Consider the following 23,149-nt stretch of genomic DNA (forward strand, 5'->3'; position numbering starts at 1 on the left):
AAAACCAAAAAGGACCGTCAGTGTCCCGATGACGGCTGTGTCTAGCATCCAAGCCAACACGCGTTTCAACGTGACGCCCTCGTAAAAGCCGGGCTGAAGTTCGGGGTCGGGAAGGCCGGAGGTGTGCGTATCATAATGCATGGTGCGGATCATCTGCTGAAAACATGGATTGGAAGAGTATGCAGGCACGGGCCGCTTTTGTCAGCGGCTCCGTACCTTGGGTGGATTAGGCGTCTGCTGGTTCAGTCGCTTTTTCCGCGCTGGCCTTTTTGGCGGCATCCGCACGATCAGCCATAAAATCGTCGAACTCGGACTTATCTTTGGCTTCGCGCAACCGTTGGAGGAATTCCTCAAACGCAGCTTGCTCGTCCTCTAGGCGGCGCAACATATCGGCTTTGTAGGCGTCAAAGGCAGAGTTGCCAGAGGTCGTGAATGTGGCGCGCTCGTGGGCTGTGCGGCGGCAGGATTTTCCAGAAAACATGCGTTTGCTCCAAATCATATAGGCAAGAAGGGCGAGGCCGATGGGCCAGAAAAAGATGAACCCGAAGACCATCGTGGCGATCCAAGCGCCTTTGCCACGGGCATCAAGCCAGCTTTCGGCGCGCGCGAGCCAGCCGAGGGGGCGGCTGGCGGTGTTGGGAGTAGAGGCAAATGTGGTCATTGGGGCGGTCTCCTTGGGGCGTTAAAATTCAGATGTAAATGTGCTTCACATCATAGGAGATGGGGGATGTTAATCGCATTAACAAGGACGTGCCGCGAAAAAAGTGAATCTTTTTTACATTGTTCGCGATTAGATCGCGAGTTTTACACGAACTGTTCTAGTAATTCGCGCACAGCCACCTTGGCCCGCAGCTTCGCGCAGAGCAAAAAGATGCCACCGAATTTTCGTTGCAAGAACAACGCATCAATCGGCAAAGGGGGTGGTATAAACCCGGCGGCGGCCAATGCGCGGCCCTCATCCTGCATCTGCCGCGGCATCACAGGATCAGCCAGATCAAAGGGCGCATCGGTACGTAATGGGGCAAAGACGATATCCATCATACGCAGGATCTGTTCCCGATGTTCGGGCGCAGTTTCGGGTTGGTAAAACCCGATCTCTTGGCAGATCGCGTCCATGGCGGCGCGATCCGCATCAAGACCCGCACGCATGAGGGTGCGGTATTGCGCGATAATCTGGCTGCCAAGCCGGCGCGTGGCCCCAAAGTCGAGCAAGATGATCTGCCCAGTAGCGGGGTCGTAGCGGTAATTGGCAAAGTTGGGGTCGGTTTGCATGACTCCGAATTCGAACAACTCACGCAATAGCAGTTCAATGAGGGCATGGGCGATGGTGTTGCGCATCGGCTCGGGGGCTTGGGTCGCGGCCTCAATCGGATCCCCCTTGATAAATGACATCGCTAGAATGCCGGGGGTTGTCCAATCCTCGTGCAGGGTTGGCACAATGTAGCGATCATCACCGGCCAAAAGGGCGCCGAATTCGCGCAAGTATTCACCCTCTAGGGCATAGTCGGTTTCATCGTGCAGTTGTTTGCGGGCTTCCTCAAGGTAGGGGGCCAATTCAAATCCCTTAGGCAAAAGACCCGACATCCGCACAAGTGCGCCGACATTTGCCACATCACTGTCGATGCTTTGGGCAACGCCAGGGTATTGAACTTTGATCGCCATGTCGCGGCCATCGCGGGTGTGTGCACGGTGTACTTGTCCGATGGAGGCGGCCGCGATGGGACGGACGTCAAAGGTCGTAAATTGACCCAGCCATCCCTTGGGCCAATGCGCGGCGAGCACCTTTTTTAGCTGCGCGGGTGGCATGAAGTGCGCGTCATCCCGCAGCCGAGCAAAGATATCGGCCAGTTCCGGAGGCAGCACATCACCCGTATCCATCGACACCAATTGCCCGACCTTCATCGCCGCGCCGCGCATTTTGGCCAGCTGATCGGCCACGCGTGACATGTTGGCTGGGGTCATCAGCAGATCGCGAAACTGGGGGCGTTTGCCGCGACCCAACTCTGCCGCACCTCGTAGCGCCATGTTGCCAGCCACACCGGCAGTCATCGTGCTGAGCCGGGTTAGCCGCGATATCCGGCTGGAGGGCACGGGCAACGGGCGGCTATCAGATGGTGGTCGGGCCATGGTCTGTCCTTATAAGGCGAACCTCAAGGATAGGGCGTGTGACTGGGCGACAAGGGGTGGATCAAAACATTGCACAATCCGACCCCGGGGGCAGGGGATCAGCGCCCTCTGGCAAGGTGGGGGTGTAGTCGAAGCTGACCACGGTGGCCCCAGTGTCAAAGGCAATGAAGAGTTGCCCAGATCCGGGGCGGATCGCGATCCCCTCGGGGTCGGTGCCATATTCCAACAGCGGCGCGGTCGACAATAGCGTTCCCTGAGGGTCGAACTCGTAAAGGCTGTTTGTTCCCTCAAAATCATCCACAATCAGCAGATGGCCTGTGCGCGGGTCGCGCGCGATGCCTTGGGCTTCGCTTAGGGGCGGGTTGAGCGACATCGTATTGATCCGGCGCAGGATTTGGCCATCGGGGGCAAGCCAGCTTAGGTATTCTGGGTCGTCCTCAACGGTGATGATTGATCCATCAGCGTCAACCACCATGCCTTCGGTATCGGCCCAGTTGGATGAAATCGTGAAGGGGGGCGCGATGGCGACCCCATCCTTGGTGAGCCGCTGAAAATTACCGCGTCCGTCGGCCACGATCAGGTCAGACCCTTCAAGTGTGATGGCCTTGATCCGCCCCATGTCCGAGCGAATGCGCCGCAGTTCATACCCATCGAGAGTGGTCAGAACCGCCTCCGGACCTTCATTCGCGATCCACAGGCCGCAAAAATCGGGATCGTACTCAAGGCTTGCGGGACGGTTGAGCGTGAAAACACCGGTCTGGGTCAGTTCCAACGCCGCAGCAGAGGTGCCCCACAGGAGGGCGAATAGGATCATGAAGCGGGTCATCGTAGCCTCCTGTCAGGATGCTTTAACGATGGGGCAAAACGCACCGGGTTCAAGGTTGATGGCCGTGTCACCGGGCGCGTGGAGCCCTTTGGATTAACCCGCTACCGGTTGAAACGCGGCCGCGAACTTATCGCGCAACTGGTTTTTCTGAACCTTGCCCATCGTGTTTCGCGGCAGTTCGGCAACGACCTCAATGTGCCGCGGACGCTTGAAACCAGCAAGGTCGCGACGCGCGATGTCTTGGATGGCTGCGGTGTCAATTTTGGCCCCGTCCTCGGGCACCAACACGGCAATGACACTTTCGCCAAAGTCGGGATGCGGCGCGCCAATTACAGCGCTTTCTTTGACGTTGGGCAGAGCATCAAGGAACAGCTCGATCTCTTTGGGATAGATGTTGTAGCCGCCGGAAATGATCAGATCTTTGCCGCGCCCGACGATGTGGACATAGCCTTCGGCATCGATCAACGACAGATCACCGGTAATAAAGAACCCATCTTCGCGCAGCTCTTCGCGAGTCTTTTCAGGCATTTGCCAATAGCCTTTGAAAACATTGGGGCCACGCACCCATAGAACGCCGATTTCACCGGTGGGAAGCTCCGCGCCAGTTTCGGGATCGCAGACCTTTGCCTCTACGCCTGGTAAGGGGAAGCCCACAGTGCCAGCGCGTCGTGCACCGTCATAGGGGTTCGAGGTGTTCATCGAGGTTTCTGTCATGCCGTAACGTTCCAAAATGCGGTGGCCGGTGCGATCCTCAAACTGTGTGTGCGTATCGGCCAGCAACGGCGCCGAGCCAGAGATGAACAGACGCATGTGCGCGACCAAATCTTTGGAAAAGCGGGCCTCATCCAATAGGCGGGTATAGAATGTAGGCACGCCCATCATCGTCGTGGCTTCGGGCAGGCGGGCCAGCACGGTTTCGACGTCAAACTTGGGCAGGAAGATCATTGATCCTCCGGCCAACAGCATGACATTTGTCGCCACAAACAGCCCGTGGCTGTGGAATATTGGTAGCGCGTGCAACAGGACATCATCGTTGGTGAACCGCCACGCTTCCACCAAGGATTGAGCGTTTGACAGCAGGTTTTCGTGGGTCAGCATCGCACCTTTGGACCGACCTGTCGTACCGGAGGTGTATAGCAATGCGGCCAGATCATCTTTGTGCCGCGCTTCGGCGTCAAAGGTGTCGGCTTGGGCGGTGACCAAATCCGTCAGGGTCCCCCGGCCATCCGCGCCCAACGTTTTCAACTGTGCGCCGGCTTGCGTCGCTATTCCGCGTAAATCCGCCTCTTCGGCAGGGTCGCAGACGAATAGGGCCGCGCCGCTGTCACCGACGAAATAATCCAATTCGCGGGGCGTGTAGGCCGTGTTGAGCGGGAGAAACACTGCCCCCGATTTCACGCAAGCCGCATAGAGGGCAAGCGCTTCGCAAGATTTTATCACATGAACCGCCACCCGATCCCCCGGCGCAACGCCCAACGACACCAATGCGTTGGCGGTGCGATTGACCTCCTGCAAAAACTCCCCGTGGCTGACGGTTGTGCCATCGGCTAGGTGCAGGAAGGGGGTCGATTTGCCCTCATGCGGAGCGAAAAGCGCGTCGTACAGGGGATTGGTCATGAGGTCGTCTTTCTTGATTGAAGCACCGGTCTAGTCGTCCGCGGCTGCGTCCGCTTTATCTGCTTGGTTCAGATACCGGGTAAAGCCGGAGGTTGTGTGTTGTTCACCTGCGCGCCGGGCGCTGTCTGTGTCGCCTGCGATGATGGCGTCGCTGATGGCGCGGTGTTCTTCAAGTGAGCGGGCAATGTTAGTAGCGCTCGATAGGCCGCGGCGCCGGAACAGATGCATTTCCTTGATCATATTGTCGTACATCGCCTTGGCGCGGGGGTTGCCTGCGTTTTCAAGGATCAGATCGTGGAATTCGATGTTCAGCGGATAGTAGGCCTTGGGGTCGTTGTTATCGTTGGCCTTTTGCATCCGCTCAAGGTTTGTTTGCAGCTTGCGTGCAAGGTGGGGGGCATCATTGTCGGCGACCCTCCGGGCACAGGCGGAACAGGCCATGGCAAAGATCGCACCACGTAGATCGTAAAGATTGCGGATCTCATCTAAGGTGGTTTCATGCACAAACGCGCCACGGTTCGCGATCAGATCGATAAGCCCGGAATCCGCAAGGGAGCGTATCGCCTCTCGCACGGTGCCTCTGCTGACACCCATCGCGTTGGATAGCGAAAGTTCGTTCAGCTTGACGCCGGCCGCGAGTTCACCCTCAACGATCAGCCGTTCAATTTCACCACGGACCTCGCCAGCCAGTGTCGCGCGACCTTGTCCGATTGTATTTGTCGAAAGAGCCATGTGTTCGTTTCTCCCGCCTCTCAAAATTTGTCAACAATTAACATTTATATTGCTAATCGCTGATCGTTGTCATACAGCTTATTTCACAATTTGACCACGGGAGAACCAAGATGGCGCAACCCGCAGATCACGCGGACCACGGTGCGGCTCAGCCGACGGCAAGCGGCGAAAGCCCAGTTGCTAGCATGGCGTTGCGCGGCATCCGAGTTTTGGATTTGACCCGCGTTCGATCGGGGCCGACCTGCGTGCGGCAGTTCGCCGATTGGGGGGCGGATGTTATCAAAATCGAGACACCTGTTGATAGCGCCCAACTTGGCGGGCCGCGTTCAGGGCCGGATTTCCAAAACCTTCACCGCAACAAGCGGTCATTAACGATAAATCTCAAATCAAAAGAAGGGGTTGAGGCGTTTCGCAAGCTGGCCAAGACCGCTGACGTCATCGTTGAAAACTTCCGCCCGGGTGTGAAGAAGCGCCTTGGTATCGATTATGAGACGCTGTCTGCGGACAATCCGGGCCTGGTTTATGCGTCAATCTCTGGTTTTGGGCAGGATGGTCCATTGGCGGGGCGGCCGGGTTTTGATCAGATCGCGCAGGGCATGGGTGGGCTTATGTCCATCACTGGCCAGCCTGGCGAGGGGCCCATGCGCGTCGGCATCCCGATAGCCGATCTGTGCGCGGGTCTTTTTGCCGCACAGGGTGTTTTGATTGCGCTGATGGAGCGCGCGACATCTGGCAAAGGTCAGTGGGTGCAAACCTCTCTGCTACAGGCGCAGGTGTTTATGCTCGACTTCCAAGCCGCGCGTTTCTTGATGGACGGTGTGGTGCCCAAGCAGGCGGGCAACAATCACCCCACGTCGATCCCCACCGGGGTGTTCAAGACCAAAGACGGTCACATGAACCTCGCCGTAGCGGGGCAAGAGATTTGGAAGCGCTTTGCAATAGCGGTTAAGCGCGATGATTGGCTTGACGACGAACGGTTCGCTACCGCGCCCGCACGCTCTGACAATCGCGATGCTTTGGGTGAACAGATTGAGGATATCACTATTACCCGCACGACTGCGGAGTGGATCGAGGTCCTTAATGATGCCGGCGTCCCGGTGGGTGAGATTAACGACATCGGCCAAGTCTTTGATAACCCACAAGTGCATCATCTGGGACTAGCGCAACCTGTCACCAGCCAAGAGCGAGGTGAGACGCATCTTGTCGGCCAGCCCATTCTGATGAGCCGCACGCCGAGCCACATTGCATCGCCCCCGCCGCTTGCGGGCCAGCATTCGACCGATATCCTTAAGGAAATCGGGTATTCTGATGCGGAAATTACATCCATGAAAGCGCTTGGCGCGATCTGAACTCATACCAACGGACGAGACCATGACCGACAAAATCATCACCGAAAAATCGGGCGATATTGCCCGGATTATTTTCAACCAACCCGAAAAGCGGAACGCCGTTTCGCTCGAGATGTGGGAGGCTGTCGAGGCGGCTCTTGATGCGTTTGAGTTCGACCCAGACGTGCGTATCCTGATCCTGTCGGGTGCTGGTGGTAAGGCGTTCGTATCGGGAGCTGACATCTCAAAGTTTGAGAGCGAGCGCGCTAGCGAAGAGGGCGTTGCGCGCTACAACGCGACGACCAAGCGGGTATACGACAAGCTGGAAGCATTCCCCAAGCCCACAATCGCCCAAATCAATGGCTTTTGCATCGGTGGCGGCGTCGCGCTGTCGCTGAGCTGTGATATGCGCATTTGCGGTAAGGGCTCGCAGTTCGCTGTGCCTGCCGCCAAGTTGGGTCTTGGCTATGGATTTCCGGGCATTAACCGCCTTGTGAATGTGGTCGGTCCGTCCTTTGCCAAGGAAATCTTCTTTACCGCCCGCCGGTTCGACGCCGAAGAATCCCGTATCATGGGTTTGGTCAACCGCGTTGTCGAAGACGACGAGGTCGCCCAAGTGGCCGAGGAAACTGCCAAGATGATCGCCGCAAACGCGCCAATGACTGTGGCTTCTGTCAAGTTCATCGTAGGTGAGACGCTAAAAGACGAAAGCAAACGCGACGAAGACGAATGCGCCCGCCGGGTCAAAGCCTGTTTTGATAGCCAAGACTACGTGGAAGGACGCCGCGCCTTCCTTGAAAAGCGAAAACCTCAGTTCGTGGGGGCTTGATGGCGGGTGATCGTTCTGCCCGCGTAGACGAGGCAGTCGTTCGACAGCATATGGAAGAGGTCATCGAAAGCCATGAACAGGCATTCGAGACCTTTTTCTTTGCTCGGTTTCTGGGGCTGAAATTTGAATACCTACCGGCTGAAGCGCCGGATGCGAACAAAGAGGTCTGCCGCCTGACGTTTGAGGTTACGGATATGCTGCGTAATCCCCAAGGGTCGCTGCATGGCGGGGCCATGGCCTCGGCGATGGATATCTCAATGGGCCATTTGGTGAAAAAGATCGCAGGCGCGGGAGCCACGATCGAATTAAAGGTCCAATTCATGCGCCCCGTGATGGAAGGGCTGGTCACTTGTGAGGGACGGTTTACAAAGAAGGGGCGGTCCTTGTCCTTTATGGAAAGCCGTCTTATGGGGCCGGATGGGAAACTTGCGGCCTTGGCCACAGCAACATGGAAAATGCCGGGATGACTGAACAGCTTACGTCCGAAATCAACCCTCACCTTTTGTCCGAAATCAGGGGCCGTTTTGCCCATGTCGATAGCTGCCCCTTTGAGGGCGAGCGGGTGTTTTTTGAAAACGCCGGTGGCGCGCTGACATTGAATTCGGTCGTGGAAACATCGGCTAAGTTTGCTGCGATCCCGGACAATCAGGGCCGCGATAACCCGGCGGCTCATGCGCTTGTCGCGCTGATCAACAAATCCAAGGCCGACATGGCCGTCTTTTTCAATGCGCCCGAGGGGCAGTTTTTCGTGGGCGAAAGCGGCACGGAGCTGCTGTTCCGTCTGGTCCGCACGGCCTGTGTGGCCACTGGTGCGGGCCGTGTTCTGGGCACAACGCTGGAACACCCGGCCACTCGCAGTGCCGCGCGCCACTGGTGCGAAGTTGTTGGCAAAGATCATGTTCTGGTGGCGCACAATGATGCAACTGGCTCTGTCACGGCGGCGGAATACGCAGCCGAGGTGACGCCGGATACCCGCGTGGCCACAATCCTACACACCTCACCTGTGACAGGCATGGGCGTGGATGTGGCTGCAATCGCCGCTGCGATCCGCAAGGTTGCGCCTGAGTGTATCATCATCGTTGATGGTATTCAGCATGCGGCGCATGGGCGGCTGGATATCGCAAGCTACGACATCGATGGCTATGTTGTCTCGCCCTACAAAGTGTTTTCGCGTCATGGCTACGGTGTGGCGTGGGTATCGGACCGATTGAACGCGCTCAAGCACGAGCATCTGATCGACGCGCCCGGAGATCCGTGGGAATTCGGGACCCGCGACACAGGCGCCTATGTGACGTTCTCTGATGTGGTTGATTACTTTGATTGGCTTGGCGGAGAGGTGTCTGGCGCTAAGGACAAGCGCGCAAGGATCGTGGCCGCAGGGGCGGCTATCCACGCCTACGAAAAAGGCCTGACTGATGGAATGATCCACGGTGTTGGCAATCAAACCGGGCTGGCGGATATGCCGAGCGTCACGATCATTGGCGGCGTTGATAACCCGCAGCGTGAGGGGCTTGTGTCAATCACCGTTGATGGAATTGCGGCCCCCGACGTGGTAACGCAACTGCGCGAACGGGGTATCCGTACCCACACCCGCAAGGCCGATCACTACTCGGGCAACATCCTCGATCCCTTAGGGATGGAGGCCGCTGTGCGCGTGTCGATGTGCCACTACAACAGTGATGTTGAGGTGGCTCAGTTCCTTCAAGCGATGCGCGAAATCACGGACGCTGTGTCCTAAGCGTCTGTAAGCGCTGTTAAGCTGGCCAGTAGGTCTGGTGCGATTTCGATCCCTTCCTCACGCGCGGTCGCGAGTGAGGCAAGGGCGCGCGCGCCGGGCAGGCGAGGCAGGCTTGTCTCAGTACCAGTGGCTGCGCTGTCGCGAACCATTCCGCGTGCATCATTCAGCCGTGCGCCAAGTGCATCCGGCGCGATGAGCTTTGCTGCGTCAATCACAATAAACATATGCCCGACATTCGCAGTGGCACTTGTGTCGAGGTTTGCGTTGGGCACCTCAGACAGCATCGCGGCACCGGACAGTCCGCCCGCAAGCAGGTCTAGGCATAGCGCAAGGTTCGCGCCTTTGCCGCCGCCAATCGCTTGCATCAATCCCTTCATTGCGGCTGTCGCGTCAGTTGTCGGGTTACCCGTTGCATCAGTGGCCCAAGTGTCGGGGATCTGCGTGCCCTTGGCGGCCGCTTGACGGACCTTGGACCGCGCCGCGACAGACATAGCGATATCCAGAATGACATGCTGGCCGTTCGCATCGGGCAGGGCGATGCCTAGGGGCGTGTTGCCGATGACTGCTTGATTGCCGCCCTGAGGGGCGATCATCGGGGACGTGTTGGTGGTAAATATTGCGGCAAAACCGGCCTCAGCGGCGCAGAGCAGTTGCGGCGCTAAGGCGCCCAGATGGGTCGATGCATGGCAAAATGCGGCCCCCATGCCGACATCACGCGCGGCCTGCATCGCGGCGCGGGTGGCCCGGATGGCGACGGCGGCCCCCAGCCCGTTTTGGCCATCTACATGGCGCAAGGCGGGGGCAGGGGAACGGATGATCGGCAGGGCATAAGGGTTCGCACCACCATCGCGCAGGCGCGCGACATAAGCCGGCACGCGGGTCAGACCGTGGGTGTCGATGCCCATCATTTCCGCAAGGACCAGCATCTGGGCGGCATCATCCGCCATATCGGCCTGCATCTTGGCCGCCCTAAAGGCCCCTGCGGTCAGCGCCTGTGCGTCTCCTTCGGAGAGCTTTGGCACGGCGCTACCCCTCGGCCTCAGCTGCGGGATCGACCTTGGGCTTTCCGAACCGGTTCAACATCGGCAGCAGCACGATCAACGTCACGGTCACACCGATGATCCAAAGTGACGGCGTGCGCTCCACAAAGATGCCGAACGACCCGCGGGAAATGGTCATGGTTTGGCGCAAGGCCTCTTCTGCCAGTGGGCCTAGAACAAGCGCGAGAACCAATGCGGCAGGTGAAAAACCATAGAGCCGCATGAAAAAGCCGACGATGCCAGCTGCGAACATCAAGTATGTCTCTACGAAACTTGCATGGACGCTGAACGTGCCAAGCGCGCAGACCACGACGATGCAGGGGGCCAGCATCCGGTAGGGGACCTTGATGATCTGCACAAACAGCGGAATCGCAAAGATGGAAATCGCCAAGAGCGCCATATTCCCAAGATACATCGAGGCGATCAGCCCCCATGCGAATTCGGGGTTTTGTTCCATGAACAACGGGCCGGGGCGCAGACCCCACATGATGAACGCCGCCAACAAAACAGCCGTCGAGGCCGAGCCGGGGATGCCCAGTGTCAGGAGCGGGATCATCGCCCCGGAAGAGGCCGCGTTGTTGGCGGTTTCTGGCGCCACAAGGCCTGCCATCTCACCCTTGCCGAAGTTCTCTGAGTTCTTGGACAGGGAGCGTTCTGTCGAGTACGCCATAAGCGAGGCAATGGTTGCGCCCGCGCCGGGGATCACACCCACCACAAACCCAAGGACCGAGCCGCGCACCATGGTCATCCGGGTCGAAAGCCAGTCCTGAGCCGTGGGCCAAAAACGCTCTTCGTTGTCGTATTGTACGATCCCACCCGTGCCGGTTTTGTGCAGTCCGTTGTAAAAGGCGTAGAACAGCTCACCCAAGCCGAAAAGACCGATCGCAATTGGGATGAAATAGATGCCGCCGATCAACTCTGCGGATCCAAAAGTGTACCGGCCTTGGCCCGTTTCCAGATCGACGCCGACGGTGCCGAGGGCAAAGCCGATCAGGGCCGAGATCACGCCCAGCTTCCAATTGGAGCCGATCATTACCAGCAGGGTCAGCATCCCCATCACCGCCAAAAGGAAGTATTCAGGTGGGCCAAAGCTGCGGGAGACTTGGCTAAAGAGCGGTGCGAGGATCGTGATGAGGATCACGCCAACGGTCCCGCCAACGAACGATGCGGCGGCCTGCATCACAAGGGCAGGGCCCGCGCGGCCGTTTTTGGCCAATGGAAATCCGTCGAAGGTCGAGGCGACCGTAGCGCTTTCGCCCGGAGTGTTGAGCAGGATAGAGGTGATCGTGCCGCCGTACATCGCACCGTAGTAGATTGCGGCCAGCATCATGATCGCGCCAATCGGGTCCATTCCGAAGGTCACGGGCAGCAAGATTGCAAGCCCCGCCGAGGGACCAAATCCGGGAATGACACCAACAATCATGCCGACGATGGCACCGATCAGAAGGTAGAGAATGTTGATCGGAGAGATGGCAACCGACAGCCCCATCATCAGATCCGCAAAGATATCCATGGTTCTACTCCGGCAAAAGGGTGGCGAGCAGCCAGTCGAGGGTGAGGGTCATATCGGAAGCTCAAAAAGCGCCGGGGGCATGTTTGCGTTCAACACGCGGTCAAACAGCAGGTACACGCCGCTTGGTACAAGGGTCGCAACAAGAAGGTTCTTGACGGGTTGCGTACGGTTCAACAGCATCAACGTCGCGCCAAGGAAGATAACTGTCGACACAAAGCCGCCAAACAGTTTCAGAAGGACCGCGTAGCTACAGGCCAACGCCATCAGGATCACAACGTCTTTCCACTTGCTTGGGTCGGTGTGTTCACGCTCCGCTTTGCGCAGTTCCTCAATGAGGGTCCACAGCGTGAATACGATGGCGGCCGTTCCGATCAACCGCGGAAAGAAGCCCGGACCAGGCCGGCCCGTCCGCGTTAGAAAGTTCAGGTCGGCATAGGCCACATAAGAGTAAAAAATCGCCCCCGCGAGGAGAACGACAAAGAAGGCGACGCGCATGATCTTGATGTCCTGTTTGGTCTTGTCGTCGGCCCCGATCCATACGGAGCCGACGACGTAGTCACTAAAGCGGGCTTAGTCGATTGCGCCGACTTCGCGCAGAACGACCTCAAAGCCGTTCTTGGTGTTCACAAGGAACTGGCGGAAGTCTTCGCCATACAGAACCGTGGGTGTCAGCGTGTTGCTGGAGATATACTCACCCCACTCTGGTGTCTGTACGACCTCTTTCATGGTGTTGATCCACCATTCCTGCGCCTCAGCAGGGGCGTTGGGTGCCAAGATCAGGCCACGGGGCATCGACACGCCGATATCGAACCCGATGCTGCCCATTGTTGGTACACCTTCAAGTGCGGCAGGGGTCGTTTGGCCCGAGAACACTAGTGGCTTAAGATCACCAGACTCGATGAGGCCGAGGATTTCCCCGGGGTTGCCGACCATCGCATCAAGCGCATTGGACAACAGCGCGGTGGTCTGCTCGGACATGGAGTTGAACGACACGTAGTCGAATTCAAAGCCAGCTTTTTCTGCAAAAAGCGTCGGCACGATGAAGTCTACGTTGACAGAACCAGTGCCGCCGATGTTCACCGGGTTGGTTTTGGCGTTAGCGATGAATTCGTCGATCGTGTCGATTTCACTGTCGCCGTTGACGACCAGCACAAGGTCATCCGTCGCGAGCAGTGCAACAGGCGTAAAGCTTTCGGGTTGCCATGGGGTGTCAGCCTGAAGCGGTGTCGTTACAAAACTGCCCGATGTGGTCGAAATCCCGTAGGGGTTTCCGTCTTGGGCGAACAGATAGCCCCAGCCCACAGCACCCGAACCACCAGCACGGTTTTCGGCAGAAATCTCACCATCGTACAGATCGTACTTGTTAAGAATTTCGATGATGCTACGCGCCATGATGTCGTTGCCGCCTCCGGGGCCGAACGCGATTGTCCAGTCCAGTGTTTCATCGGCGGATGGGTAGCTTTGGGCGATCGCAGGCGTTGCGATGGCCAGTGGTGCCGCAATGGCCGCAGCACAAGCTGCGCCCAACATCCGGCGTCCAAGTGTTTTTGTAAGTTCCATGGATTTTCCTCCCTATATCCAAAAGAATGCGAATGATCCGGCTGTTTTTGCGCCTGTGATCATTTGGGTCTTGTCGTCAGGTTTGCTCGCCTCGCTCACCGCTGTAGGTGCCCAAGAGACGTTGCTTGCCGTTCAGGTGGTGCTGGCTGCCAGCACGACTTGCGGCTTTGATGTCACCACTCTCAATCGCGCGAACAATCGCGTCGTGTTCTTGGTTTGACACCTCTAGTGCCAATGGACCGCTCAACACCCGTAGGCGCATCAAGCGAACCTCTTTGCACAGCCCGAGATACAGATCAGCCACGCGGTTGCTGTTGGCCGCAGTTGCGATTTTGTCGTGGAATGCGAGGTTCTCAGTAAAATAGGCGCTCTCATCTTTGCGTGCGGCGGCCTCGGCCATCCGGCTGACGCTGGCGCGCAGCTCAGCAAGCGCCTTGTCGTCGGCGGTGGCGGCGACCCGCGCGCACAGATAGCCAAATACCATGGCCCGCAACTCATACAATTCCAGTGCATCTTCCAAGGTTAGCTTGCGTACAAACACGCCCTTGTTGGCAACGGTTGTGACCAACCCATCCTTTTCGAGCGAACGCGCAGCCTCCCGCACGGGGGCGCGGCTGACACCCCTCAACGCCGCAAGGGTTTGTTCATTCAATCGCTCACCAGCAGGTACTTCACCACCCAGAATCATACGTTCCAACTCATCCCGTACTTCAAGGACGAGTGGCTTTTGTCGCTTTAATTCGAGGTCGTTAACCATGGTGTCACCTTCATTTTGTATGCTCATGCAGCAATATTAAATGTCGATTGTCAACATTATTTCGTTGATTAACCTCCGAAGCCTCAGTACCCAAATGACAGGGTTAACGTAACGTCTGCTTTGCGGACTGCAACAGGAGGGCGCCTGCCTATGGATCGGACACTTATAGGAAAGACGGCGTTCGTTTCCGGCTCGGGTCAGAACATCGGACGGGGCGTTGCAGTGCGGCTTGCCGAGCTTGGGGCGAATGTCGTGGTCAATGGCTCTAGCGATGCGCAGGCCTGTGAGGAAACCGCCGATGCCATCCGCGCGCACGGCGTCGAAGCAATGGTTGCGATGGGTGATATGAGCCAAGCACAGGATGTGGCCCAGATTACCAAGGCGGCGCTGGCGCAGTTTGGCACCGTTGACATCCTAGTGAACAATGCCGCGCGCCGCCCGCACAAGCCGTTCCTTGAGATGTCGGATGATGATTGGCATGGGGTGGTTGATGTCGCGCTCACGGGCTCTTTTCGGACCGCACGGGCGTTTTTGCCCGGTATGGTCGACAAAGGGTGGGGCCGGATCATCAATTTTGCGGGGATGAAGGCGATCAAAGGTTATTTTGAGGGTGCACCGATTTCTGCGGCCAAACACGGGGTTTGGGGGCTGACCAAGGCGCTCTCGACTGAGTTCGCCTGCAAAGGGATTACGGCAAATGCTATCTCTCCGGGGCAGATCGCCAAAGACGGCGGGGACACGCAGGACCCCAAACGCGTGGCTAGTATTCCGGCGGGTTTCATGGGCACGTCCGAGGATATCGCAGCTGCGGTTGGCTATTTGGCTTCGCCCGAGGCGCGGTTTGTGACCGGCCAGATGATCGCCGTTAACGGTGGTGAGACGACCTAAAGGCATAGGGGCACATTCCGTTAGGGGGCACATGATGGGCAATATATCGGGCATTGCTGGAACGATTGCGCTGTCGGGCGCGGGCACATTGATCTTGCTGTGGCTTGGTGCCCCGTTGCCGTTTTTGTTTGGCCCCTTGGTTGCGTGTCTGCTGGCGGCGCTTGCGGGGGTGCCAGTGGCCAAGCCGGGCAAGATCGGGACGCTGATGCGCACCGTTCTTGGGGTGGCGATCGGGGCCTCCATCACGCCCGAACTGATTGAGCGCGCGCCGCAAATGGTGATCTCGCTCGCGATGGTCCCAATTTATGTGGTTGTGGTGGCATGTATTGGCGTTCCGTTTTTCCGGCGGGTCTATGGGTTGGATCGGCCCACGGCCTTCTTTGCCTCCATGCCGGGTGGGTTGCAGGAAATGACAGCCTTTGGCGAAGAATCCGGCGCCAATGTCCGAACGCTGACCCTGATCCACGCAACCCGGTTGTTGGTCATTGTGTTGGTGGCCCCGATCATCATGGTGGTCGGGTTTGGTGCAGACCTCGACAACCCGATCGGCGCGCCAGCGGCGACGCTGCCTTTGCATGAGTTGGTGATTATGGCGGCAGCCGCCATCATGGGTTGGAAGGTTGCGGCGCGGATCGGGATCTTTGGGGCCGCTATCATCGGGCCGATGGTCCTTGCGGCGGCCTTGTCGCTTGGCGATGTCATCCATTATCGCCCCCCATCCGAGGCGATCCTGGCCGCACAGTTCTTTATCGGGATGGGGCTTGGCGCGGGCTATGCAGGGGTGACCTTGGCTGAGTTGCGCAAAGACGCTTTTGCGGGGTTAATCTATGTGGTGATCGTAGCGGCAGTAGCCGCCGCCTTTGCCGAGGCCGTCATTCTGATGGGGCTTGCGCCAGCACTGGATGGCTTTTTGGCCTTTGCGCCGGCAGGTCAGGCCGAAATGGCGATTTTGGCCATCGTTGTGGGGGCGGACTTGGGCTTTGTGGTCTTGCATCATGTGATCCGGGTGTTCTTTATTCTGACATGCTCACCCATCGCGGCGCGTATGTTGGGTTTTTCTGACCCCAAGGTGGGGAACAAATAGCATGGGCGCGAAGTGGCATGTTGAGGCGTCTGTCCATTGCCCCACGGGTGGACCGAGCGATCCGGGGCCTTATTCCGGTGCGGACAGCTTTACCTTTGTACGGCTTAAGCTGCGCGACCCAGATGGCGTAGAGGGCACAGGTGTGACGGGGCGGTTTCTTGCGCCCGAGGTTGCCCATTTTCTCAATCGGGTGGTGCCAGAGGTCTTGAGCCGCGGATCGGATGACCCCGTGGCCGACATCGCCAAGCAGTACAATCCAAGGCGGATGGGCGGGGTGGTGATGGCCGGGCTATCCGCCTTGGACATCGCGCTGACGGATATTCGGGCCAAGTATTTGGGGCAAAGCGTCACCACGCTGCTGGGTGGCAAGCGGGACGCGGCCCCGGTGCATGTCACTTGCGGCTTTCCTGAGCTCGACACCAATGCGTTGGTCGAAAGTTGCGGGCGCGAGGTCGCAGCCGGTGCCCTCGGGGTTAAGGTTTTGATCGCGGCCAAAGGCAGAACAGTGGCCCAAGACCTAGCCCGGCTCAGCGCGGTCCGCGATGCCATAGGCCCTAAGGCTGAGTTAATTGCGGATGCCAATTGCCGTATGGATAACGAGACTGCTTTGGCGTTTGTGCGCGGCGCCTGTAATCTGAACCTCACGTGGTTGGAGGAGCCTGTGCAGGGCAATGACACCGCAAGCCTCGCTGCGCTGGCGGGGCAGGGCGTGCCCCTAGGCGCGGGCCAGATGGAGCAATGCATTGAGCGATTTGCGCTGTTGGCGGGGGCTGGCGTGAAGGTTCTGCAACCTAACGCGGTATTTATTGGTGGCTTTGGCGCGGCGATAGATGCGGCGCAATTGGGTGTAAATGTATCGCCAGCAGGGGGGTGGGACATTATCAACCTGCATTGGGTCTGCGGCGCGTTGACGTCGGGGGCCGTGGAATTGCACCGTGCGCAATCGCGGATCGTGCGGCTCTTGATGCCGGAGGGTATTCGCATGGTTGATGGTCAAATCCACGTGCCCGACAGGCCCGGCTTGGGCCTGTCACCGGATGAGGCAGGGCTGGCGGCGTGCCGGGTCGGATAAAGGCACGACGTTGGCGCGGCTAGGGGGTCTCAAGTCTTGCCCAAAACGTCGACTTAGCCCCATGCATCGTCTGCAAAGCGTCGCGGTAATCTGCGTGCGTTAGCACATCGCCGTAGTCGATAATCTCAAGGCTAAGCGCCTCACAATCGCGCAAATGGTTTATCGCGTGCCCGTATCGCGATGTGCGACCCTCAAAGAGGGCAAAGTCGATCATGGCACGCAAAAGCAGCGTTGCGGCAAGGGGGTGATGCGTGCGCAAGGCGTCCGCCGCAGCGTTCAAAAACTCATAATCCTCACCGTCAAGCTGATCTGCCCGTGTCGTCACCAGCTGAGCCGCAGTTAACAGGTCGGGCCACGTGAGGCAAAATTGCAAAGCCTGCGCGAGGTTTGGATAGGTCAAAACTTGAGCACGCGCCCGATCCTCGGCTTCTACGTCCTCAAAATCTGGCAGGGCCTTTAGGAATGCGCGCAGGTGGACAATGCTCAAACTGCGCTCAAAGCATGTCCAGCGGTGCGATTGCGCCTCACCGAGGCGGTCCAACGCGAGCAAAGTGTCGATATACGCGGTGTCCCATGCGTCTTGGCCAAAGGTACCACGGGACCGCTCCGCGCCTTGCAGAATTGCGAGCGCGTCAGCGGCGCGATCTTCCGACAGTTTTAACATAGCGACTTCGGCGGCCACGGATTTGCGCTGTAGGTCGTCGGGCGTGAACTCTGCGATGTAGGCAGTGGTGTCGCCACTGACCTCGGCAATCTCTTGCAGGCACTTGCGTATCAGCGCCTGTTGCCTTTCGGTTCGGTAATCTCGGTCACCTCTTAGGGTGCGCAAGAACTCAAAGGCCTCATGCTCGGGACCGGCAGCGGGACGGGGCGCATCGCGAAACTGCTGCACCTGGTGCTTGAGTGCCTCTAGCCCATCCGGGCCCAACGTTTCGGCCAAAAGGCCGATGATGTCGTTCCACTCGCCATGCGTGTTGTCCGATAGCACGGACCACACACGCTCAGCCAATGCCGCGCTGTCCATTTGGGTCCGGGGGCCGATGTTTTCAAAATGCTGTAGGGCGTCTTGAAACACCTCCTCGATATCGCCACGGCGATCATCCGCGCGAGCATAGATTGAGGGTGCGAGTTCCATGAATTGCCACAGCAGTTCAAACGCTGTGTTCGGATCATCTGGCGCGATCTTGTCGACGATCATAGCGATCTGTGTGTTTAAATCGGTCACAAGCGATTTACGCTTGCGCCAACTCACGTAGCTTTTGGATTTGCGCAACGAAACCAGCCGTTTGCGCACATCATGGGCCAATTCGGCAGCGCCAAGGTTATGGCTCAACTCCAGGCGCAGGCGTCGTTTGATATCGGCACTGCCGGTGCTCACTTCGATCAGAAGATCGGCAAGCCGGTCGGCGCCAAGGGCCGCAAGGTTGGAGGCGTTTAGGGTCTTTTTAGACATAGGAAACGATAGGCTTTCAGCGGGGGATTTGGAAAAAGACTTTTGCGGTTATTATTGGTTTCGCAGGTTTGCCAAATCGTCTTGTTCTAGGGTCAGGCGAACGCCCAAGGTGCCGCTGGCTTGATGGACCGGAAATTTACGCAGGTAAATGTCCACACCCTGAATATCGTTAAATGTGGCGCATAGCTGTGCGATCTGACTGATCAGCCATTCTTGGGTTTCGCGGTGCCCAGTCTTGGCGAGGGTTTGAATGGTGGCAGTCAATGGATCATAGTCAAAAACATGGTCCATCCCATCATGGGGGATCAAAACGAGTGTCGATGCAACCGATAGTGTCAGATCCAATAAGTGATGATCGGGCACGGGTTCATCGGGACCATAGGTCCCAATCTCTGTCGGCAGGATCATATCCCTCAGCTCGATTGTGCTGGTTGCTGTCATATCAGGTTGTGCTCCACACTGCCGCTCTTGCGGTGATCTGCAGATAGCGGCAATCAGGTGGCTGGCAACCTGCGGGCCTGTTCTTGGACGCATCCAATTCTACTTTCTGACGGCACCGTCGAACAAACCCCTGAAAGGAGGGTGAGCATGTCTGATCATTCCCACCTTCCGGAGCGGCTATACTTAGATTTTGACAGCTTCTTCGCCTCTGCAGAGCAGCACTTTAACCCAGACCTGCGGGGCAAACCCATTGGTGTGGTGGCGCTCGATTCCGCGCATACTGGGTGTATCGCCGTCAGTCGTGAGGCTAAGGCGCTCGGCTTAAAGACCAATATGCCTGCGCGTGAGGCACGCGCGGTGCTACCAGACATCACCTTTGTGGTGGCCCGGCCCGATGTCTACGTGCGCTTGCACAAACGGATTTTGGAAGTGATCGAAACGGTCGTGCCCATCCAACACGTCAGATCCATAGATGAGGTCGTTTGCGCGCTGTTGCCCAGCGAAGGGCGGCAGTGTTTGGTTTTGGCCAAACGGATCAAAGCGGCATTATCCCATGAATTCAGCCCCGTTCTGACATGCTCAATCGGCATGGCTCCAACGGAGTTGTTGGCGAAAATTGCGGCCGAGAGACATAAGCCCAATGGCACGCTTGTGTTGGATCCAACGATGTTGCCCGAACGACTTGCGGATCTGAGGCTCAGTAAACTGCCGGGCCTTGGGGATGGGATGATCGGGCGGTTGGCTGCCGCTGGTGTGCATGACTTTGACGGTTTGTGGGCCCTCGCACCGAAACAGGCCCGCGCCATTTGGGGCAACGTAGAGGGAGAGCGGTTCTGGCATGAGCTGCATGGCACCCACGCGCCCCGCGCGGCCACCCGCAAGCGGATGTTTGGGCATAGCCGTGTGTTGCCACGTGACTGGCGCACGCCGGACAAGGTTGAGGATTGCGCGCGTCAATTGCTGGCGGGGGCCGCACGCCGTTTGCGCCGCGCTGATCTGCGGGCGTCAAAGCTATCACTATCCATGCGCAGCCAGCGCCTGCGTTCGACCCGCAGTAAAAGCGCTGAGGCGCTTCGATGGAATTGGGAGGGCCAGTTCCAGCCATCACGCGACGATCGCAGTTTTGTCAGAACTTTGGCAAAGGGGCTGGCAGAGGCGCGGAGGCATCTGACCTTCACACCGCATTCTGTTTCGGTCGTTTTGCACGGGTTGGACGGTGATGCGGATATAACCGGCGATTTGTTTGATATGATGTCAAGTGACGCAGGCGATCGTGCCCGGTGGGAAGCGATCAGTGACACAATGGATCAGGTGCGAGCGCGTTTTGGTGGAAAGGCGCTGTCGCTTGGGGCGCATGACACGGTGCCAGGGGGATATGTGGGCGGCAAAATTGCCTTTGGCCGCATCCCGGAGGCCGCAGATTTTGAGGAAGCCACCGGCGAAGACGGGGATACGCTTTTTTGCACGTTTTAGGGTGCGAAGTTCGGCAGGTAATTCATCTTGTTCGCAGCGTGGGGACTGAGCCGTGGGTTTAAGCAGGCCGTAGCTTGCCGCGCCAAACCAAGGATTGGGTATTCAATGCGATCAAGTCGGCTTTTCCCGCGATGATATCGTCACACAGGGCAACGGCTTGCATGGCCTGCTCTTGTGTTAGGTGTCTGTACGCCGGGCGGGGCAAGTGGTCGTACCAAACACCGCCACAAACGGTGTCCAATACGATACGCTGAAAACAGTGATCGTTGCGTACAGGCCAGTGTTTATGGCTGGACGACGCCATATTCGGCATCGTTTCTTTGGTTAGTAGACTGTAGCGTGACACGAGGTCCGCAGTTCTTGGTCTGATGTCTGTCATTGTTACCCCTATTGTTACGTTGAGAGGTAGCGTGCCTCGGCTATCGGCAATCGCTTGATTGTCGCAGGTCGCAGGTCGCAGGTCTCGACGCTTGGCTGTTTGCGCCTACCTCAAGGCGCATGAAACAAAGTGATCCCCTTGTCTGTGGTCGAATGCCCATATCCACAATCGCGCAGGCGCCGCTACAAGGCGCAGGCTTGGCTCAACATTTGGCATCAGTCGATCTGTGTGCAGGTCGTCGCATGTCTTCCCCGAGCATCACGTCATGAAAACCAAAGACCTCATCGCTGATTTTGCGGCTCAGACTGAGATCGTTGATTTCTCGCCAACACGCGCCGCTGGGTTGGCGCGGTTGGCTGATTTTGCCGATCGGGCAGGGGATGTGTATGGCCGGTGTCGTAACTATGACCTTGGCGCTGCGCATCGGGCTAATGTATCCGCCCTTTCGCCATGGATCCGACATCGCTTGATCACTGAGCAGGAGGTTTTGAATACTGCTCTAAACGCTCATGGCTTCGAAAAGGCAGAGAGCTTTGTGCATGAGATCTTTTGGAGAACCTATTTTAAGGGTTGGTTAGAACAACAACCAACCGTGTGGCCAGCCTATCAGTCGGGCCTGCGTCGGCAGCTCAAAAGCGTCGAGAAAGACCGCCGTCTGGCTGGGCAGTATACCTCAGCTTGCGCTGGCGAAACTGGGATTGAGTGTTTCGATCATTGGGCGGATGAATTGGTGAACACCGGGTATCTGCACAACCACGCGCGTATGTGGTTTGCGTCGATCTGGATTTTCACCCTGAAGCTACCGTGGGAATTGGTCGCGGATTTCTTTTTGCGTCATTTGATGGATGGTGATCCGGCCTCAAACACACTGGCTTGGCGCTGGGTGGCCGGAATTCAAACCAAGGTTCGCCCATATATCGCGCGGGTCTCAAACATCTCAAAGTTCACTGATGGGCGATTCTGCCCGCTGCACCAACTGGTGACAAACGTAGAGCCCATTGATGATCCGGCAGATCATCTGCGTAAACCATTGCCCGAGGTCACTCAAGTGAGCGATATTCCCGCAGATTTTCTGCTGTTGGTCACAGAGGATGATATGCAAATCGCCGACGCGCTGCCGCATGCGCCACTTGCGACTATTGGGGCGCTGGCAACTGAGGGTAGATCGCCGCTCCCTATCGGAGAGGTCGCGTATCATTTTGCGACCAAAGCGATGCGCGACGCCTGCGGGGGGACCCCCATCCTAAGGCACAATGCATGGGCCGTTGGTATCATTGATGCGTGTGCCGCCCAAAACATCAAGACAGTCGTCACGGGGTACGCGACCGTCGGACCTGTTGCCACGGCGCTTAGCAACGCGCAGGCGGATTTAGATGCTGCGGGTATCCGGGTTATACTCGCCCGTCGTGACTTTGATACCGTGGCTTGGCCCCATGCAACCAAGGGCTTTTTCGCCATGAAAAAGAACGTGCCCAAGATTTTGACTTCCCTCGGGTTCGCTCTTTAGGCAGGCCACATCGTCACCATTTGCCAATGAGAATCTGCGCGTGTTGGCCAAAGTCGATGACTATTTGTACGTCGCACGCCTATCGCCAAAGTCGCGAACCCGTTTGCGCCATGCGCGGTAGCTGCCGGGTTTGAGGGTGTCGCGCATGAGCGCTTTGACCTGCTTTTCGGCCAGTCCATACTCTCGCTCAATATCGGCAAAGCTCACATGATCCGAGAGCGCCATTTCGATGATTTCACTACGGTGAGCGTCGGGAAGGGGATCAATCATTCTGTTAGCCTAGCTGCGGTATAGGTGGACGGCGGCGATCGCGATTTCGGCCCGCATTGCGCGGCCAATCGCAAGTATGCCGATGCGTCGAAGTCGGGCAGGGTCAAACTGCGCATCGGTTTTGTGAGGGATCATGTCAGCAAACGGCAGGTAAACCGTTTGCCACGTGCTAGGGGCGATGAACTCTGTTCGAAAGGATTGCCACGGGCGGCGCAAAGCATCTGTGCGCAGGCGGAAGTCATAAGATGCATCGTTGCCGCAAACCTTCAGGGCGAAACCGTCCCAAGCGCTTGCATCGTAGATGGTTCCGTCCGGGTTCAAGTCAGCGGCGATCTGGACAAACCCACCATTGTTCGCCAGTGAGACTTCCCCACACAGCACGGTCGCCTTGTGTCCTCGATAATCGTCAACCTCAAGGCCACCGGTTGATATACCGCCCATGACGGTATCGGCGACGTACTCCCACGCGGGGCTAAGCTGCTGTGTTTCGAAGTTTTTAAACATGCGGCTTAGGT

Annotated in this window: 23 protein-coding genes; 9 read left to right on the plus strand and 14 right to left on the minus strand. The window is 57.8% G+C overall.

The genetic code is table 11. The annotated features are described in order from the left end of the window. Positions 1–226: 226 nt before the first annotated feature. From AC4GMC_RS07330 to AC4GMC_RS07350, 5 genes are all read right to left on the minus strand, one after another. A complete protein-coding gene (locus tag AC4GMC_RS07330) occupies positions 227–661 on the minus strand; it encodes a DUF2852 domain-containing protein (protein WP_487876664.1) in 435 nt (144 codons plus the stop codon). 143 nt (positions 662–804) lie between these two features. Beyond that, complete coding sequence (locus tag AC4GMC_RS07335; protein ID WP_487876665.1) at positions 805–2,127, minus strand: ABC1 kinase family protein; 1,323 nt, start codon at positions 2,125–2,127, stop codon at positions 805–807. Positions 2,128–2,188: 61 nt separating this feature from the next. Then, entirely contained in the window at positions 2,189–2,953 is a 765-nt protein-coding gene (locus AC4GMC_RS07340) for a hypothetical protein (protein ID WP_487876666.1), read from the minus strand. Between the two features lie 93 nt (positions 2,954–3,046). After that, entirely contained in the window at positions 3,047–4,570 is a 1,524-nt protein-coding gene (locus AC4GMC_RS07345) for a malonate--CoA ligase (protein ID WP_487876667.1), read from the minus strand. A gap of 30 nt (positions 4,571–4,600) precedes the next feature. Continuing rightward, entirely contained in the window at positions 4,601–5,302 is a 702-nt protein-coding gene (locus tag AC4GMC_RS07350; protein ID WP_487876668.1) for a GntR family transcriptional regulator, read from the minus strand. A 110-nt stretch (positions 5,303–5,412) separates the two neighbouring features. Here AC4GMC_RS07350 and AC4GMC_RS07355 point away from each other — a divergent pair, with 110 nt between their 5' ends. Genes AC4GMC_RS07355 through AC4GMC_RS07370 form a run of 4 tightly spaced genes read left to right on the plus strand, consistent with a single transcriptional unit; the run spans position 5,413 to position 9,197 of the window. Then, the gene (locus tag AC4GMC_RS07355) at positions 5,413–6,651 is read left to right on the plus strand and encodes a CaiB/BaiF CoA transferase family protein (RefSeq protein ID WP_487876669.1); all 1,239 of its coding nucleotides are present in this window, start codon (positions 5,413–5,415) and stop codon (positions 6,649–6,651) included. A 22-nt stretch (positions 6,652–6,673) separates the two neighbouring features. After that, positions 6,674–7,459, plus strand: a complete 786-nt coding sequence (locus AC4GMC_RS07360) for an enoyl-CoA hydratase (RefSeq protein WP_487876670.1) — start codon at positions 6,674–6,676, stop codon at positions 7,457–7,459. After that, positions 7,459–7,926 carry a PaaI family thioesterase gene (locus AC4GMC_RS07365; protein WP_487876671.1) on the plus strand — a complete coding sequence of 156 codons (468 nt, stop codon included), beginning with the start codon at positions 7,459–7,461 and terminating at the stop codon, positions 7,924–7,926. The genes AC4GMC_RS07360 and AC4GMC_RS07365 overlap by 1 nt, the downstream gene beginning before the upstream one ends. After that, complete coding sequence (locus AC4GMC_RS07370; protein ID WP_487876672.1) at positions 7,923–9,197, plus strand: aminotransferase class V-fold PLP-dependent enzyme; 1,275 nt, start codon at positions 7,923–7,925, stop codon at positions 9,195–9,197. The genes AC4GMC_RS07365 and AC4GMC_RS07370 overlap by 4 nt, the downstream gene beginning before the upstream one ends. On the opposite strand, the gene AC4GMC_RS07375 is transcribed toward AC4GMC_RS07370, so the two are convergent. The 5 genes from AC4GMC_RS07375 to AC4GMC_RS07395 all read right to left on the minus strand — a co-directional run bounded on the left by AC4GMC_RS07375 (position 9,194) and on the right by AC4GMC_RS07395 (position 14,067). Beyond that, on the minus strand, positions 9,194–10,219 hold the full coding sequence (locus tag AC4GMC_RS07375; protein ID WP_487876673.1) for an Ldh family oxidoreductase: 1,026 nt from the start codon (positions 10,217–10,219) through the stop codon (positions 9,194–9,196). The genes AC4GMC_RS07370 and AC4GMC_RS07375 overlap by 4 nt on opposite strands. A 4-nt stretch (positions 10,220–10,223) precedes the next feature. Beyond that, the gene (locus AC4GMC_RS07380) at positions 10,224–11,750 is read right to left on the minus strand and encodes a tripartite tricarboxylate transporter permease (RefSeq protein WP_487879111.1); all 1,527 of its coding nucleotides are present in this window, start codon (positions 11,748–11,750) and stop codon (positions 10,224–10,226) included. Positions 11,751–11,798: 48 nt separating this feature from the next. Further along, complete coding sequence (locus AC4GMC_RS07385) at positions 11,799–12,245, minus strand: tripartite tricarboxylate transporter TctB family protein (protein WP_487876599.1); 447 nt, start codon at positions 12,243–12,245, stop codon at positions 11,799–11,801. Positions 12,246–12,320: 75 nt separating this feature from the next. Continuing rightward, positions 12,321–13,310 (minus strand): Bug family tripartite tricarboxylate transporter substrate binding protein, encoded by a 990-nt coding sequence (locus tag AC4GMC_RS07390; protein ID WP_487876598.1) that lies wholly within the window; start codon positions 13,308–13,310, stop codon positions 12,321–12,323. A gap of 76 nt (positions 13,311–13,386) precedes the next feature. Continuing rightward, the gene (locus AC4GMC_RS07395; RefSeq protein WP_487876597.1) at positions 13,387–14,067 is read right to left on the minus strand and encodes a GntR family transcriptional regulator; all 681 of its coding nucleotides are present in this window, start codon (positions 14,065–14,067) and stop codon (positions 13,387–13,389) included. Positions 14,068–14,217: 150 nt separating this feature from the next. Here AC4GMC_RS07395 and AC4GMC_RS07400 point away from each other — a divergent pair, with 150 nt between their 5' ends. From AC4GMC_RS07400 to AC4GMC_RS07410, 3 genes are read left to right on the plus strand one after another with little or no spacing between them, the layout of a single operon-like run. Next, positions 14,218–14,955 carry an SDR family NAD(P)-dependent oxidoreductase gene (locus AC4GMC_RS07400; protein ID WP_487876596.1) on the plus strand — a complete coding sequence of 246 codons (738 nt, stop codon included), beginning with the start codon at positions 14,218–14,220 and terminating at the stop codon, positions 14,953–14,955. Positions 14,956–14,989: 34 nt separating this feature from the next. Then, positions 14,990–16,039 carry an AbrB family transcriptional regulator gene (locus AC4GMC_RS07405; protein WP_487879110.1) on the plus strand — a complete coding sequence of 350 codons (1,050 nt, stop codon included), beginning with the start codon at positions 14,990–14,992 and terminating at the stop codon, positions 16,037–16,039. 1 nt (position 16,040) lies between these two features. Further along, positions 16,041–17,111: an enolase C-terminal domain-like protein gene (locus AC4GMC_RS07410; RefSeq protein ID WP_487876594.1), complete on the plus strand. Its 1,071-nt coding sequence runs from the start codon at positions 16,041–16,043 to the stop codon at positions 17,109–17,111. Positions 17,112–17,130: 19 nt separating this feature from the next. Here AC4GMC_RS07410 and AC4GMC_RS07415 read toward each other — a convergent pair whose 3' ends face one another. After that, positions 17,131–18,564: a DUF6880 family protein gene (locus AC4GMC_RS07415; RefSeq protein ID WP_487876593.1), complete on the minus strand. Its 1,434-nt coding sequence runs from the start codon at positions 18,562–18,564 to the stop codon at positions 17,131–17,133. Positions 18,565–18,615: 51 nt separating this feature from the next. Continuing rightward, positions 18,616–19,005, minus strand: coding sequence for a dihydroneopterin aldolase (locus AC4GMC_RS07420; protein WP_487876592.1), 390 nt, complete (start codon positions 19,003–19,005; stop codon positions 18,616–18,618). Between the two features lie 147 nt (positions 19,006–19,152). Between AC4GMC_RS07420 and AC4GMC_RS07425 the strand changes: the two genes are divergently transcribed. Both AC4GMC_RS07425 and AC4GMC_RS07430 read left to right on the plus strand, forming a co-directional pair. Continuing rightward, positions 19,153–20,478: a Y-family DNA polymerase gene (locus tag AC4GMC_RS07425; RefSeq protein WP_487876591.1), complete on the plus strand. Its 1,326-nt coding sequence runs from the start codon at positions 19,153–19,155 to the stop codon at positions 20,476–20,478. A gap of 644 nt (positions 20,479–21,122) precedes the next feature. Further along, on the plus strand, positions 21,123–22,364 hold the full coding sequence (locus tag AC4GMC_RS07430; RefSeq protein ID WP_487876590.1) for an FAD-binding domain-containing protein: 1,242 nt from the start codon (positions 21,123–21,125) through the stop codon (positions 22,362–22,364). A gap of 60 nt (positions 22,365–22,424) precedes the next feature. Here the strand turns inward: AC4GMC_RS07430 and AC4GMC_RS07435 are convergent, their stop codons facing one another. Further along, positions 22,425–22,634, minus strand: a complete 210-nt coding sequence (locus tag AC4GMC_RS07435) for a TIGR03643 family protein (protein WP_487876589.1) — start codon at positions 22,632–22,634, stop codon at positions 22,425–22,427. Between the two features lie 9 nt (positions 22,635–22,643). Beyond that, positions 22,644–23,138 carry a CIA30 family protein gene (locus tag AC4GMC_RS07440; RefSeq protein ID WP_487876588.1) on the minus strand — a complete coding sequence of 165 codons (495 nt, stop codon included), beginning with the start codon at positions 23,136–23,138 and terminating at the stop codon, positions 22,644–22,646. Between the last annotated feature and the right edge of the window lie 11 nt (positions 23,139–23,149).

This window comes from Thalassobacter sp., assembly GCF_982993085.1.